Annotated in this window: 13 protein-coding genes; 2 read left to right on the top strand and 11 right to left on the bottom strand. The window is 67.4% G+C overall.

Annotated features, from left to right (window positions below; all coding sequences use genetic code 11):
* Positions 1-32: 32 nt before the first annotated feature.
* The 10 genes from JJ691_RS13585 to JJ691_RS52230 are packed head-to-tail and all read right to left on the bottom strand — an operon-like array spanning position 33 to position 9,929.
* Complete coding sequence (locus JJ691_RS13585) at positions 33-941, bottom strand: transketolase family protein (protein ID WP_211769135.1); 909 nt, start codon at positions 939-941, stop codon at positions 33-35.
* Between the two features lie 10 nt (positions 942-951).
* Complete coding sequence (locus tag JJ691_RS13580) at positions 952-1,764, bottom strand: transketolase (RefSeq protein WP_211769134.1); 813 nt, start codon at positions 1,762-1,764, stop codon at positions 952-954.
* Positions 1,761-2,537 (bottom strand): methyltransferase domain-containing protein, encoded by a 777-nt coding sequence (locus tag JJ691_RS13575; protein ID WP_211769132.1) that lies wholly within the window; start codon positions 2,535-2,537, stop codon positions 1,761-1,763. The genes JJ691_RS13580 and JJ691_RS13575 overlap by 4 nt, the downstream gene beginning before the upstream one ends.
* Before the next feature lie 42 nt (positions 2,538-2,579).
* Positions 2,580-3,503 carry an aminotransferase class IV gene (locus JJ691_RS13570; RefSeq protein ID WP_211769131.1) on the bottom strand — a complete coding sequence of 308 codons (924 nt, stop codon included), beginning with the start codon at positions 3,501-3,503 and terminating at the stop codon, positions 2,580-2,582.
* The gene (locus JJ691_RS13565) at positions 3,504-4,493 is read right to left on the bottom strand and encodes a hypothetical protein (RefSeq protein WP_211769130.1); all 990 of its coding nucleotides are present in this window, start codon (positions 4,491-4,493) and stop codon (positions 3,504-3,506) included.
* Positions 4,494-4,504: 11 nt separating this feature from the next.
* A complete protein-coding gene (locus tag JJ691_RS13560; RefSeq protein ID WP_211769129.1) occupies positions 4,505-6,109 on the bottom strand; it encodes a B12-binding domain-containing radical SAM protein in 1,605 nt (534 codons plus the stop codon).
* 51 nt (positions 6,110-6,160) lie between these two features.
* Entirely contained in the window at positions 6,161-7,309 is a 1,149-nt protein-coding gene (locus tag JJ691_RS13555) for a nucleotidyltransferase family protein (RefSeq protein ID WP_211769127.1), read from the bottom strand.
* Positions 7,310-7,332: 23 nt separating this feature from the next.
* Positions 7,333-8,502: a hypothetical protein gene (locus tag JJ691_RS13550; RefSeq protein ID WP_211769126.1), complete on the bottom strand. Its 1,170-nt coding sequence runs from the start codon at positions 8,500-8,502 to the stop codon at positions 7,333-7,335.
* 57 nt (positions 8,503-8,559) lie between these two features.
* On the bottom strand, positions 8,560-9,729 hold the full coding sequence (locus JJ691_RS13545; RefSeq protein ID WP_211769125.1) for an acyl-CoA dehydrogenase family protein: 1,170 nt from the start codon (positions 9,727-9,729) through the stop codon (positions 8,560-8,562).
* The gene (locus JJ691_RS52230) at positions 9,726-9,929 is read right to left on the bottom strand and encodes a phosphopantetheine-binding protein (RefSeq protein WP_256449430.1); all 204 of its coding nucleotides are present in this window, start codon (positions 9,927-9,929) and stop codon (positions 9,726-9,728) included. The genes JJ691_RS13545 and JJ691_RS52230 overlap by 4 nt, the downstream gene beginning before the upstream one ends.
* A 425-nt stretch (positions 9,930-10,354) precedes the next feature.
* Between JJ691_RS52230 and JJ691_RS13535 the strand changes: the two genes are divergently transcribed.
* On the top strand, positions 10,355-11,617 hold the full coding sequence (locus JJ691_RS13535; protein ID WP_211769122.1) for an MFS transporter: 1,263 nt from the start codon (positions 10,355-10,357) through the stop codon (positions 11,615-11,617).
* A gap of 55 nt (positions 11,618-11,672) precedes the next feature.
* Complete coding sequence (locus JJ691_RS13530) at positions 11,673-12,983, top strand: condensation domain-containing protein (protein WP_256449383.1); 1,311 nt, start codon at positions 11,673-11,675, stop codon at positions 12,981-12,983.
* Positions 12,984-13,075: 92 nt separating this feature from the next.
* Here the strand turns inward: JJ691_RS13530 and JJ691_RS13525 are convergent, their stop codons facing one another.
* Entirely contained in the window at positions 13,076-14,110 is a 1,035-nt protein-coding gene (locus JJ691_RS13525; RefSeq protein WP_211769120.1) for a ParB/RepB/Spo0J family partition protein, read from the bottom strand.
* Between the last annotated feature and the right edge of the window lie 746 nt (positions 14,111-14,856).

The following is a 14,856-nucleotide window of genomic DNA, read 5'->3' as shown; positions in this document are numbered from 1 at the left end:
TCGGCTGCCCGTTGTGAGGATTCGGGACTCATCTAACAACGCTCCATGACCTGCTGGACAAGTTCTTCGACCGACACACAGTAGGCGTCGAGCATCTCCTCGTGGGTGCCCGACGCGTAGCAGAAACGATCCTCGACCCCCAGCCGCAGCAGCGGCGCCGATCGGCGGGCTGACAGCACTTCGGCCACCGCTGATCCCAGGCCGCCGATGACGTTGTGCTCCTCGACGGTGACCACCAGCCGAGCCGTCCTGGCGCATTGCTCGATGAGGCCGTCGTCGAGGGGCTTTACGGACGGCAGGTAGATGATGCCGACGTCAAGCCCCTTGGCGCTGAGGCGCTCGGCGGACTGGCGTACCGTCCTCGTCATGCTACCGGTGAAGGCGAGCACGACGTCGGCTCCCTTCTGGAGCACAACACCCGCGCCGATGGACGGCACGGAGCCCGTCAGGTCGTCAGGCTCCTGCTCGGGCGGCATCCGGATGTACACCGGTCCCGGAAGGTCCAGCACCTCCGGGAACGACGCGGTCAGGTCGCGGAAGTCGCGGGGCGCCAGCACGGTCATGCCGGGAATTGCCCGCATGATGGCGAGGTCCTCGGTCGCGTGGTGGGTCGGACCCGAACGCGACGCGGCGAGACCTCCCTTGCTCGCGCAGATGGTGACGTTCAGCTGTTGGTAGGCGATCGACGTGCGGATCTGTTCGCAGGCCCGCATCGTTGCGAACGCCGCGAACGTGTGCACGATCGGGCGCAGCCCGAGCAGCGCCATCCCGGCGGCGACGCCCATGGTGTTCTGCTCGGCGATCCCCGTGTTCACGAAGCGGTCCGGCCATCTGTCAGCCACCGCGGCCGATCCGCTGCTGCGCGACAGGTCGGCGTCCAGCACGACGACTCGGGAGTCCGTCTCCATCGTGTCGAGCAGTAGCCTGGAGAACCTCTTCACCGTGCTCCGTTCAGTAGAGAGAGGCGAGCGCATTCGCGAGCTGGTCCCTGGACAGGGCGCCGCTGTGCCAGCGGTTGTCACCTTCCATCATCGGAACGCTCTTGCCCTTGACGGTCCGGGCGACGATTACGCGGGGCCGGCCCCGGCGGGGTTCGGCGAGCGCTTCGTTGAGTGCTGCCAGGTCGTGCCCATCGCATTCGACAGCTTCCAGGCCCATCGCCTCCAGCCGCGCCGGGAGCGGTTCGAGGCCGATGATGTCGGCGGTGTCGCCGTCGGCCTGCGCGCCGTTGCAGTCGATGACGGTGTGCACGGTGTCGAGTTGATGGTGACCCATCAGCATCAGGGCCTCCCACACCTGCCCGGACTGCATTTCACCGTCGCCCAGCAAAGCGTGCACGTGCGTCTCGCGCCCAGTGGTCCGTGCGGCAAGCGCCATCCCCGCCGCCATCGACAGCCCCATGCCCAGCGACCCGGTCGAAGCGTCCACCGCGGGCGTCGTGGTCCGGCACGGGTGCCCCAGCAGCCGCCCTCCCGCCTCCATGATCGTCTCCAGCTCCTCCGCCGGAATGAGACCCAGGTCGGCGAGTATCGCGTACAACGTGATGCACGCGTGCCCCTTGGACAACACGAATCTGGTGTCGGGGAGCGTGGGCGCGTGACCGTAGAAGATGGACACCAGGATCTCCACACAGGACAGCTGGCCACCAAGATGATGCGGCCGTCCCTGGGACAGCCGCAGCGTCTGTTCGCGGATCTGCCGTGCCTTGTCTCGCTGGCGAATCAGGTCCCAGGCCTCGCGGGCGGCTGCTGTCGCCGTTGTCACGCCGGCCGCCGGTAGACCAGGACATGCTTGAAGTCGGCGATTTCCCAGCCGGGTTCCACGCCGTCCGTGGCGAGGATCTGGCGATCGTCGAAACGCCGGACAGCCACTTTTTCCAGACCGCAGGAGGCAAGGACCGCGTCCCACTCCTCCAGCGAGTAGAGGAAGTGCACCTCGCGCATCTCCGACTCCCAGTCGGGGTCGCGATATTTGGTGAGGAACTCCAGCGCGTCGTCCTCTTGGAGGACGACGGTGTCCGGGGTCTTCTGCGTCCAGGGCACCGGGCGGACGGAGTAGTCGCGGATGAAGCGGGTGAACAGCTCGCGCACCTCGTCCGTGACGATGCGCAGGGCGACCCGGTCCCGGCTGGGGACCGCGTTCTCGTACACCAACACGCGTCCGCCGGGGTGAAGCGCGTTGCGCGCCGCGGTCACGGCCTGCTTCAGCCCTGCCTCGCCAAAAAGGGAGTACACCTCGTGTAGTGAGCGATTGAAGACGGCGCTTCCCAGGCTGTCGTCGGGGAACGTCCGACTTGCCAAATCGGCGGTGACGAGCAGCACGTTGGCGCGGTCCCGCGCGAGGTTGCGGTTGAGGATGTCGGTGCTGTGGTCGACTCCCACGAAGAACAGGTCCGGGTGTCGGTCTGCCTGGTAGGCGAGCGGGATGCCGTTGCCGCAGCCGAAGTCCGCCACCGGTCCGACGCCGAAGTGCTCCGCCATGTAGTCCACGGCAGGTTTCTGGCGCTCGAAACGGCGGGTGAGACCGTCGATGAGCACGTCGTTCTGTTGGGCCGTCCGATGCATGTGTGCTCCATGGGGCTAGATGGGAAGTGCTGCGAACCACTCCGGGCGCCGGTCGGGCCGGAACAGGATGTCGACGAGTTCGGCTCGGAGGTCACCGGCGAGAGTGCCGGGGCCGGTGGCCAACTGCCGTCCGTCGATCTCGCTGACCTGCCTGACGAGTTGGGCGGTATTGGTCAGGAAGACCTCGTCCGCCGCGTAGAGGTCCATCGGATGGAGCCGCTCCTCGCAGACCTGGAAGCGGGCGTCGCCGCGCAGCACCTCCAGGACGGAGTCACGGATCACACCAGGCAGCACCCCGCTGTCGAGCGAGGGCGTGGCGACCGTCATGGCGCGCCGGTCGACGACGAACACGTTGGCCTCCGCCGCCTCTGTGACCGCGCCGCGGCCGTTGAGGAAGATCGCGTTGTCGTAGCCGGCGGCGAGCGCCTCGGTCAGGCCGAGGCGCGCGTTGTAGTAGTTCGCGGTCGCTTTGGCCTGGGCTGGCATGGCGTTGTCGTCCATACGGCGCCACGACGAGATCCGGCAGCGCAGCCGCGGGCAGTTATGGAAGAAGGAGTCCGGTGTCGTGCGAAGGAACACCGCGACCCTTGGTGTGAACTCGCCGAGGTCGACGAGGGAAGTGCCGCTGAGTACGGTGTCCCAGAAGACCATCACCTTGATGTAGCAGGCCTGACCTGCGGCCGAGTTCGCGCTTACGATCTCCGCGACCGCGGACAGCAGATCCTCGGCGGTGAGCGGAAGCCGGGCCCCCACCACGGAGAGCGAGCGGACAAGCCGGCGGTAGTGCGCCTCAAAGCGGAACACCGCGGCGCCGCGTCTGGACACTGGGTAGCAGCGCATCGCCTCGAAGAACGCCGTTCCGAGCGCCGCCGTCACACTGTTGACGTGCAGGGTCACTGATTCCTCGGCGACAGTCTCGCCGTCCAGCCAGGCGTCCACTCAGCGTGTCTCCATCTCGGCCGGCTCGCGTTGCGTGGCGCTTTCCCGGCGCAACAGATCCTCAACCGGTTCGACGAACTGCCGGACGAGGAGGTCGTCGAGCGCATCGCCCCGCAAGGCAGCCGCGGCTGGGAAGTAGCTGTGCTCCGTCAGGCCGACTGTCGCACCGGCGTCGAACACCGACACGTCGCCGTCGTCCGCCACGATCGCGTTCACGTAGAAGCACCCGGTGAGGTCGAACTCCGCCGCCATCGTCCGCCCGAGCCGACTCAGTTGGCGCAGCGCCGACGCGGGAACGTCGACCGGTGTGAACGCGTACCGCTTGGACGTCTTGACCGAGTGGTCGAAGAGCAGGGCTTCCTTCGTTATGGTGAGCGGCCGGTACATCTCGAACCCCCGGCGCGACACCTCGTAGCCGAGACAGATCTCCAGCCCTGGAACATAGCGCTCCACCAGAACGGTCTGGTCGAGGGCGAACAGCTGCCCGATGTGCTCGCGCAGCTCTGGCTGCCACGGGTCCGCGGCGTCGAAGAACCGCACGCCCGCGCTGAGCAGGTCCGCGGTGGCCGGCTTCACCACGATCGGGCCCGCCAGCAGGCTGATAGCCGACCAGCTGGACGGCTGCGCGTGGGCGTCGAGCACAACATGGGCCGGCGTGCGCACCCGGCTTCGCGAGAGAAAGGTCTTCAGCCGCACTTTGTCGTAGACCTCTGCCTGTCGTGCCCCGGTCCCGACGAAGCCGAGGCCGGCCGCGGCGGCCAGCGACTCGGCCCGGCCGTAGACGCCGTAGGTGACGTCCTGGAGCAGGCGCAGGTCCCCGCGGGCGAGCGCGGCGGCGAACTCCTCGCTGCCGTACTGGAACACAGCGGCAGCGATGTCGGCCGACTCCAGCAGCGTCTTGACGCGCCCGGCGACCACTTCTGACGAGCCCTGCAGCACGCCCCGGCCTCCGGCGAGCACGCCGACGGGGCGGTTCTCGATGATGGGCAAGAATCCTCCGTTCAGCCGAGCGGGGCGAGCAGGTCGCGCAGCGCCCGTTCGGACCCCGCGATGTCGTCCCCGCCCTCAGCCGCCACGGTCGTGGGGTCGATCCAGCGCAGCGCCCACGCCTCGATGTGCTTGAGCGCGCTGAATGCCCGGTCCCAGACCCCGTACTCCTTCTCGACGTTGCTGCCGCGGAAGACGTCGACGTTGATCGCGTCGGGGTTCGCCAGACAGACCCGGACGTAAGTCCGCCAACGCAGTTCGGTGGCCTGGTCGCTGTTCATGGTGGAATGCGTCCAGTCGCTGCCCACGTCCTCCCAGTGGACGTTGGCACCCGGATCGCTGAGCACCGGCATGGCTCGGTCGCGGATGTTGAAGACGTAGATGCCGTAGAAACCGAAGATGTGTTCGGACATGAAGGTTGTGGTCGCATCGACAGTCTCTTCGGTCTCGCCCGGGTACCCGATGATGAAGTTCGACCACGGCGCGACTCGGTGCTTGCGCAGGTGGGCCAGCGCCGGATAGGCGTCCTTGAGCCGGGTGCCCTTGTTCATCAGGTCGAGCATGTGCTGGCTGCCGCTCTCGAAACCGATGGACAGCCAGCGGTTGTTGGCCCGCTTCAGCTGGATCACCGTCTCCTCGTTGCGTAACGGCGTGACCCTGGAGTACGCGCCCCACGGGATGGTCAGGCCAGCCTCGTGGTAGAGATCGAGGAAGTCTCGCAGACGCTTCGGCGGGATCGTGAACGTCGAGTCCAGCGCGATGATCTCCTTGGCGCCGCTGCGCTCGATGGCCTGCCAGTCCGCCAGCAGCTTCTCAGCGCTCTTGAACCGCCATTTGGTGGTCACCAGCGGGTAGGAGCAGAACGCGCACTTGTACGGGCAACCGCGCATCGACTCGTACGGCACGGAGATCCCCGACAGGTCGCCGTCCGGCATGGTGACGGGAATGCTGTCCAGCGCGACCAGGCGGTCGAAGGTGTAGGCCTTGCCGCCGTCCTCGGTCCCGTACCAGAGATTCGGCACGCTGCTCCAGTCGTCCCCACCGCGCAGGCACCGCAGCAGCGCGGCGATCGAGTCCTCCGCGTCGCCGACGACAACGGCGTCCACGCCGCAGTCGAGGACGGCGTCAGGGTTGCGGGTCGCCAGATAGCCGCCCGCGACGACGTATCCGACCGACAGCTCCCGCAGCTTGTCGACGACCTTGCGCAGGTCCGGGAAGTTCGTCACATAGCTGGTTGACAACAGGCACACGGCGTCTCGCGCGGCGGCCCTCAAGTCCTCCTCCGACCGGCCGTCGGAGTGCAGCAGATCGGCCAGTTCCTGATCGGTGACGTGCACGTCGTCGGGCAGCAGTGACCTCAGCGCCACCGACACCAGAGTCGGCTCCGACACCGTGTTCGGACGGAACAGCGGCTGGCCGCCGTCCGCACCCCGCAGCCCGATGTCGTAGACCGAGTCGGCGCCGACCAGCGCGGTGATCCCTTCGCGCAACTCGCGATTGTGGAAGATGTTCAGCCGGCCGACGGCCTTCTTCTCGTCCACGGTGTCGTAGGGCCACAAGCCGGACACCAACAGGACCCGATGGCTGTTGACGGTGCCGGGGAGATATGGGCGTGACATGTCATCCTCCTGGGGCGTCGGGATGAGAACAGCAGCGGCGAGCGCGCCGCCTCAGGCGGGTGAAACGCGGGCCGCCGCCGCGAAGGACGGTTCACCGCCGGGCCGGAGCACGGGCGGCCGCCGGTCGCGGAGCCGGTCGCGGAGGCTGCCCTGCCACACCAGGTAGCCGCCGTCCGTGGCGCCCGCGCTGTGCAGCCAGCCGTCGTCGCAGTACTCGTCGAGCCCCAGCTCACCGGTGATGGTGCCGCGGTACACGTCGTCCACGTGACGGCACACCCAGGCTATGGCGGGCTCCAGGCCGTACTCCGCCAGGACCTTCCTAATGTCGTCCACCCGGTCGCGGCCGAAGCGCTCCCAGAACCGCCACACGTCGGCGCACTGGCCGAGCCGGACGTCCTTCTCCCGGACGGTGCGCTCGAACCAGCCCTCGCGGAACAGGTGCAGCACAACGAAGATGAACCCGTACGGCACGTCCAGCGCGGGCAGCGTGACGGAGCCGCTGTCGACCCCGACAACGTTGTCCAGTGCCCGGTCCATGGGGATCTGCCAGCTGCTGCCGTACCACGTCAGGTTGTAGGCCACGTCGACCATGAAGTACGGCATGCCGTCGTCGTCGGCGGGAATCCGGAAGAAGTGCGGCAGGTGATCCGGGTAGAGCTGGTACATCAGCTGCAACGAGCGCGAGATCTCCAGCAGTTCGCCCGTTCGGTGGTCGAACTTCGTGGCCCCTGCGTAGCCGAGGCGGTAGAGAACTTCGGCCGCCTTCTCCCGGTGCTCCGGCAGCACCATCAGATCGATGTCACCGAAGTGCCGAATGCCGCGGCCGTCGTAAAGGGTTTGCTGGCACACCACCCCCTTGGTGCAGGCCACCCGGACGCCCTCGCTTGCGAGCACCGTGGTGATGCGCTCCGCCTCGTGCGCGTGCCTGCGGGTCTTGAACCTGTTCCAGTGCAACGTGCCCAGCAGGTGCCGCTGGGCGTGGTGGGGGACCAGTCGGAGCAAATCGGCCCGCACCAGGAAGTCCGCCAGGCTCGGCACCAGCGCGTGTCGTGCCGCCTGGGCGAGCAACTCGTCCGGGTCGTCGATCAGCGGAGCGAGCTGGACGGCTTTCTCGAACGGCTCGTTGTCGGGGTCCGAGATCGATATGTGCTCCAGGAGTTCCCAGACCTTCTCGTCCGTACGGGATTCGTGGCCGTCCATGCAGGTCTCCTTCGGTGTGGTCGCTATGCCGGAATCCGGCTCTGAAGCCTCTGTCGCACCGAGGCCGGCCATCGGTCCACGTCGAGTCCGCGCTGCGAGAGGAACGCGTAGGTGAGCCGTTCGAGTCCGAAGCCGACGCAGGCGGTCTGCGCGGTTGACCCGTCCGGAAGCGTGATGTGGAAAGCCGAGCCGAACTTGTCGCCGTGCAGGTTGAACGAGCCGGCGGCGACCGAGCGCCCGCCTTCGACCGGGAGGCGCAGCTCGTACTTGAGTTCCATCATCCGTTGGGCCAGCGCCCGTTGGGAGGTCGCCTCGTTGCCGAAGAAGGGGTCGTGCGCGACTTCGGCCTGGCCGGCCAGACCGAGTTCGTCCACCAGCCGCCAGGTCTCCCGCATGAAGTCCTTTCGCTGTTCGGCGATCCTGTCACCGTCCCCGACGAAGACGATCTCGCGGATGGTGAAGTCCCACAGCCGCTCCACGCCCCGCCGATACCGTGACTCGAACCGAAAGGACTTTCCCCGGGCGGTGAACACGGCGGCATCCTCGGGCAGCTGCCGGTGCTCCAGCTGTCGGTACGTGTGGAAGCACATGCTGGGCGGGAGGCAGTGGCCCAGGTGCTCGCCGAACTGGTCGAGATACGTGCTGGTGTCGGCCGCCGCGTCCAGGCCGGACAGGAAGGCGCCATAGCTCTCGACGTCGGAATGGAGCCGGCTGGCCGTCATCAGGAACTGCGGGAAGGCGTCCAGGTAGCCGCCGCGGCGAAGGACGTCGGTGGAGATCAAGGTGGGATACCGGTAGGGAACCGCGCCGAAGGTGTCGACGGCGATCTCACACAGCATGTCGTCCAGGACCGACAGCAGGTCGGTGAACAGGCCCCCGGTCGCGTAGAGCCCTTCTCCCATCTCGACGACCGCCGACGTCTGCTCCAGTCTCGCCCACACGTCGTCCTCGATCTGGCCCGCCGTGTGCGGAGACTGCCAAACCACCACTGCGGGGCGCGTGCGCTGCGGTAGCACATCGTTGGCTATGAGGAGGTCCACCTTGCGGGCGAGGTCGGCCGGATCGGCACCCGGCCCGGTCACGACCTCGACCGCGACAACCTTGTCGGCCTCCTCGACCAGGCGGTAGTCCTCGATCGCCGACGACGCGTAGAAGATCCGTTGCTCGAGCTCGGCCCGTTTGCTGGCGGGCACCGTGTTTCGCAGGAGTATCCGGTGGCGGGGCATGGCACCTCTCAGACAGGGATGGGATCAGATGAGGCTGACGGAGCGGTCGAACAGGGTCAGGGCGCCGATGCCGGTCCAGAGCCCGTCGTTCGCGTGGTTGAGGCTCGCCGAGCGCAGGTCCCGGAAGTGCCGCTCCAGCGGGATCGGCGACCTGCGCCCGTAGCCCAGCCGCAGGCCACCGATCTCCATCATTCGGTCGACGGCGCGGAAGGTGTGCTCGGAGGCGATCACCTTCAGGGCGTTGAGCTGGAGCTGGGTCCGCGGCTCGGTCAGCGAACGGCCCTCGGCCCGGGCGAGCTCCACCTGGTCCAGGACCCGGTACAGGAACGCGCTGACCAGTTCCAGCTCGACCCGGACGTGGGCGAGCCGCTCGTAGAACAGTTCGCCCGGGGCCGCCGGACCGTTGGCGCGCAACCACGTCACCAGGTCGACCAGCGCCCCGCGGGCCGCACCGAGCCAGCAGGCGGACCATCCCAGGTGCGAGAGCGGGATCATGCTGTTGCGGGCGATCTCGGCGAACCCGCCGGCACGACCGACGAGATTCGTCGCCGGCACTCGGCCCGACAGCTCCAGTCCGCCGCTGGCTGTGCCGCGCATGCCCAGGGTGTCCCAGTCGCCGCGCTCATCGACGCGTAGATCGCCGCGATCCGCGTAGACGAGCGAGACCTCGTGCTCAGACGCGTCCTCGGCGGCACGCATGGTGAGGAGGAATCCGTCGGCGTGGGCACCGCCGGACACCACCGGTGCCGACCGATCCAGGAGCAGGTGGTCGCCCTCCGCCCGCAGTGGCGCCCCAGCGGTGAACAGATCGGACGACCGGCCGCGTTCGCTCGTCACCGAGGCGATGTACACGTCGCCGGCCGCGATCCTCGGCAGCAGCGCCTCCCGCAGGGCCGGTGAGCCGTGCCGGGCGATCGCGTCCACCTGGAAGCAGTGCATGGCCCAGAGATGGGCGGTTGACAGGCAGGCGCCAGCCAGTTCCTGGGCCACAGCGACGAAGGTGCGCAACGAAGCGCCACCACCGCCGTACTCCGCCGGCACGGTGAGCCCCAGCAACCTCTCGTCACGAAGTGACTGCATCGAGGCAGCGGGGAAGAAGCCCTTGTCGTCCGCGGCTCCAGCTTGCTGCCGCAGCAGCGGGAGCACTCTGTCCAGCGACACGGCCACTGGCTCCAACGCAGCCTGGTCGGTCATGGTCGCGCCTGCGTCCCCGCGTCGGATGAGCCCCGGGACTGCTCCAGGGTCCGCCAGAGCCCGGACACACTCGTGAAGATCTTGAAGTCCAGCTGCTCGTCGGCCACCTGGATCCCGAACGCGTTCTCCAGAGCCATCAGCAACTGCACCATTCCGAGCGAACTAAGGCCGAGTGCGGTGAGATCGAGTTCAGGCGTCAACGGTGTGTCAGGGCTCAGTCCCTTGACGTTGTCACGTATCGTGGTTTCGAAGCGGCTGTCCCATGTTGAGTCCAACAATGGCGTCCTTAGGTTCGTGATCTTTTCAAGGCCTGCGGATGGCTTATTGCTGCCGCAGATCAGAAAGAGGTGACACGCGAAGGTCGACCCCGGAAGGGTGGGCCTTATTTCAGAATGGCGAGCCTATGGATGACCGCTGGCGCTGTCAAGGATGCCTGCGCTTCCGGCGGGATGGGCAACGTCTATAGCCCCGGATGTTGTGGTTGACAGTTATCTTGCGGTGCGAGATGCTCTCCCACTGCTCGCGCTTCTCGCTGTGGAGGTCGTATTCTCAGTCGACGGGAGGGGCGGCTCGATGACCATCCAGACCTTGCCGACACATTAGGCTCTGGTCGCGTATGTCAAATATGGGTAAGGTAGTCATACAACAGAGTAAAGGCCCGTTGGGTCTACCCCGGTTCCGGCGGTACTTCGCCGCGCGCACGATCTCCCTTGCCGGCGACGCCATGCTGCCTGTCGCTCTGACCGTCGCTGTCCTCCAGGAGGGCTATGGAGCCACCGGGGTCGGTCTCGTCCTCGCGGCCCCGCTGGTGCCCTGGGTCGCGCTGATGCTCTTCAGCGGCGTCCTGGCCGACCGGATCGGCCCGCTGCCGATGATGCTCAGTGCCGATCTGCTGCGCCTCATCGGGCAGGGCGTCCTGGCGTCCGCTCTCCTGCTTGGCCACGCCTCGCTCGCACTACTCGTCGTCATGCAGGTTCTCTCCGGCATCGGAACTGCCTTGTTCCAGCCCGGGGTGGGCAGCATTGTCCGGGATATCACTGACGACGTGCAGCCGGCCATCGGCCTGCTGCGAACCGCCGAGGCGACGGTGACAATGCTGGCGCCCCCGGCCGCGGGACTCGCGTTGACCCTGCTCGATCCGGGCGTCGTGGTCGGAATCGACGCCGCCACCTTTGCCTCGAGTGGCGTGCTGCTGCTGTTCCTGCGCCTGCCGCCCCGACATCGCGCAGAGAGGAAGAACGGCCGCTACCTCAGATCGGATCTCGTGGAGGGCTGGCGTGAGTTCAGGTCACGGCGGTGGCTGTGGATGGTCATCGTCACTTTCGGCCTGTTCGGCCTCCTGGTCTTCGGCCCCTTCTATGTCCTCAGCACAGCGACGATCACTGAACGCCACGGTAGCCAGATGTACGGCATAGCGGTCGCTCTCCAAGGAGTGGGTGCCGTATTGGGTGGGCTTGTGTGCGGCAGGATCCGCCCACGGCGACCGCTGCTGGTGGCGGTGTGCGCTCTGTTTCTGACGGTTCCGCAGATCCTGGCGCTGGCCGCCGACGGCCCGATGCCGCTGCTTGCCGGGACCATCTGTCTGGGTGCCCTTGGGCGTTCGGTGTGGAGTGTCCTGTGGAGCAGCACCGAACAGCTACACGTGCCGAAGGCCGTGCTGAACCGGATCTACGCCTACGACGTGGTCGGCTCAGTTGCGCTGCTGCCGGTCGGCCGCGCGTTGGCCGGCCCGCTCGCCGCGATCGTCGGCGACACCAATGTGCTGCTGCTTTCGGCGGCAACGGCGCTTCTGGGCTGCGCGGCGATGCTAGCCACCCGCCAGATCCGCACCTTGCCGGCGGCTCCCGCTCTCTCCAGTACAGAGCAGGCGAACCGGCCCGCGCACTGAACCCGCAGCCGCGACGGAGAGCCCGCCGCCTCCTTCGAGCTAGGAGAGGTTTTCGTTGACCAGCACATTTCCGCTCAGCGCCGAGCAGCGCAGCATGCTGCACATGGACGGCCTTCTCGGCCCTGGCGTCCTGCACAACCTCGTCGGGTCGGTCGAACTGCCGACCGGCGCCACGCGCCACGACGTCGAGCGGGCGCTCGACCGGTTGGGCGTGCGGCACCCTGCGTTGACGGCGACCCTGACTGGCGATGTGCTCGGCAAGAACCAGATGACCGGGCAGCGGGGGATTGAAGTCCGGCCCGCCACGGGTGCGCCCCCCGACGATCTCGACAGCCAGCTCGCCCGGCTACGTCACCTGCGCCTCGACCGATCGACCCAGGCACGCGCCATCGCCGAGTTGGCTGAAACCGAGCGTGGCGGCAGCCTCGTCCTGGCGGTGGACCACCTGGTGTGCGACGCCGCCGCACGCGAGCTCGTGCTGCGCGACCTGGCGGCGCTGCTGGCGACCGGTGAATTCGCCGCCGACACCCGACCCCACCCCGAGGACTACGAGACCTACTGCCAAGAGCAGGATCGCGCGCTGTCGCAAGAGCAGGTCCGGCGAAAGGAGATCGACCGCTGGCAGCGGGCGCTCGACGGCTGCCAGCCGCTGACCAGCCTCACCCCGGAAGGCCCGGACAGCGGACCCGGCGAGGCCAGTTGCTGGGAGATCACCGAGGCCGGTCCTACTCTCCACGACACCTTTCGAGTCCTCGCCCGAACTACCGCGACAAGTCCGTTCGTGGTGGGCGCGGCCCTCTACGCCGTCGCTCTCTGGATACGGACCGGGGTCCGGTCGAGTGCCCTGATCACCCCAGTGTCCACCCGCAGAGCTCCGCGGCACGAGCGCCTGGTCACGAACCTGGTGAACGAGCGCCTCATCCCGTACCACGTGGTCCCTGAGCAAGACTTCACCACACTGGCCCAGACCATTGGGCGGAGTTTTCTCCTGGCCCTGCGTGGCTCCTCGCTGGCGATTCCTGACCTCGTCGCGACAGTGGACGGGTACCGGGAAGTCCTCCAAGCGCCGGGCTGCGCGTACGTGCAACTACAAGTGTCCGTGGGAGAAGAGGAGCAGGCCTTCCCGCCCGCTGGAGAGCGGACCTGGCCCTGGGGCGCGCCCTACGCACCGCCGACCGGCATCACCTGCACGGTGTTCCGCGTGAACACCTCGCCGTTGGGCGCTCGTCTGAACACCTTCCATGGTGGACCGGTCGGACAGGGCGCAGCGGTGGCGGCGCTGATGAGGGACGTCATGCGGCTGGCCAGGCTGGCCGCCTTCGACCCAGGGACGCCGATCAGCCGACTGGCGGCGGCCCCGTCCTGAGAGGGCTGGACGTGACACGTGGCGGCGTCGTGACCACGGCAGTCGGGGTGTCGACTGAGGAATTTCCTCAGTCGACACCCCGAGGACCGGCGTCAGGCCGGCTTGTCCGTCGTCGAGTGCAGGCTCCGTTTCCGGACCTGCACCTCCTCGGCGAACTTGCGCCATGTGTCGGCGCAGGCCGTAGCCATGCTGATCACCATGTTCATGCTGTGCGGCGGCAGATTGTCCAGCAGTCGTTCCGCCGTCGACGCCCAGGCCATCTGGGCGTCGAGCGCGCGAATCAGCATGCGGCCGTTCTCGGTGAACCGCAGCGACGGGTCGCCACGCAGGACACGCAGGATGTCAGCGATGGACATGAGCGGGTCACGCGGTGAGGGACCGTCCGGATGCCACTCCTTGCGGGGGGCGGGCAGTGGCACGGAACGAACTTCCTGCGCGCGGTGCGCCTGTTGGTGAACGTCGCGCGCGGACCGCAACGAGACGCCGACGGATCGCGCGGCCTCCATCACCGGCGTGTCCGATTGCCCGCCAACGTGCTGACCGGCTGACGCGCGCTTCTTCCGGGGTTGCGCGGGCCGCCGCCGGCCGTCTCGACCAATCCTGCTCTGCGCGGCCTCCTGGTCGCCGGAATACTGCCGGCGCAGCGAGCCTACGGTCTTGGGGGACAACCCGGCTTCGGTCGCGATTGCCCTGTCCGACCAGTGTGGACGGATCAGCAGGATTCTACGGGCGGCAGCCCGTCGATCGGACAGGGTGAGCGGCAAGCCGTGCGAGATGTTCTCCCGGACGCCGAGCACAAACGCCTCGTCCTCGCCTCCATCGAAGAAACGGACCTCGATCGTGTCGTCGCCGCGCAGCTGTGCGGCGACGATCCGGTGCATGCCATCGATCACCCGCATCGAGGCTCGGTGCACGAGGATCGGCGGCAGGTAGGAGCCCGACTCCGCCAGACTGAGCACATGCTCCCGGTTCACGCCGCCGAGGCGCGGCGAATCCGACGTCTGCAGGGTGCTAATTGCCACCCGGGTCACCGCTTGACGAGTGCGGATATCCGGACCAGTATCAATATTTCTGTGACGGGGACCGCTGGACGTGGGGACGCGATCGCGACATTCGAATTCCGTCATGCGGGGCGCCCCCTCGCGTCGTCGAATGTCGCGCATAAATCGAAAAAAGAAGCGAGTCTCTCCGAACGATCGTCCGCCACTTCCCCCCGCCAATGTTCTATCGGTGACAGCCGTGTCACGTCCGCATAAGACTTGTCGCACGTGGTGCTAATCATGATTCCACCCCAACCCCCCAATGTGAACCTGCCCGCAGGCTTCGTGCAATGGCTGCGTTGGTTCGGTTGCCGGCCTCTGACTGCTACGAAAAGCCGTAGGAGTCAAGCGGGCCTCGAATCGAGCCGATTGCGAGGATCTGTCAAGAACTGTTCGGCTTCACCCCCCGGTTGACGGCAAGCGTGCGGCAGGCGCCGGCGCTGTAGCGAATAACCGTGACACATCCGTGACGTTGCGACAATCCTCGCCTCACTCCCCGCGGCACCGTCCCCGGCGCGACAGGCGCCGTCCGCGCCCGTTGTGAGTGGTCAGATGCGCCCGTGACCATTCTGGTCGCGTTAACGATCCACGAACGGCGGTGTCGCCCCGACGGACCGTCCCGATCGGACTTATCAGCCTCGGCTCCGTCACGCCGGGGGCGTGATCGAGCAGGTGGGTGAAGGCTGCGCGGCCCCGCCGGCAGTGGCTGGTCATCGATGCTTGACAGCGGGACGCTCGACGATTCGCGGCCGGCGTTGAACTGCTGACATCGGAGCTCGACGTGGGGCCGGTGGCGAAGGCCTGGCGCCGGCCCCATGGACGTTCGGCCACCG

The sequence above is a fragment of the Kutzneria sp. CA-103260 genome, from assembly GCF_018263855.1.
Lineage (GTDB): Bacteria > Actinomycetota > Actinomycetes > Mycobacteriales > Pseudonocardiaceae > Kutzneria.
Note: the sequence above shows the minus strand (reverse complement) of the source record. Positions and strands in the feature narration are given on the sequence as shown.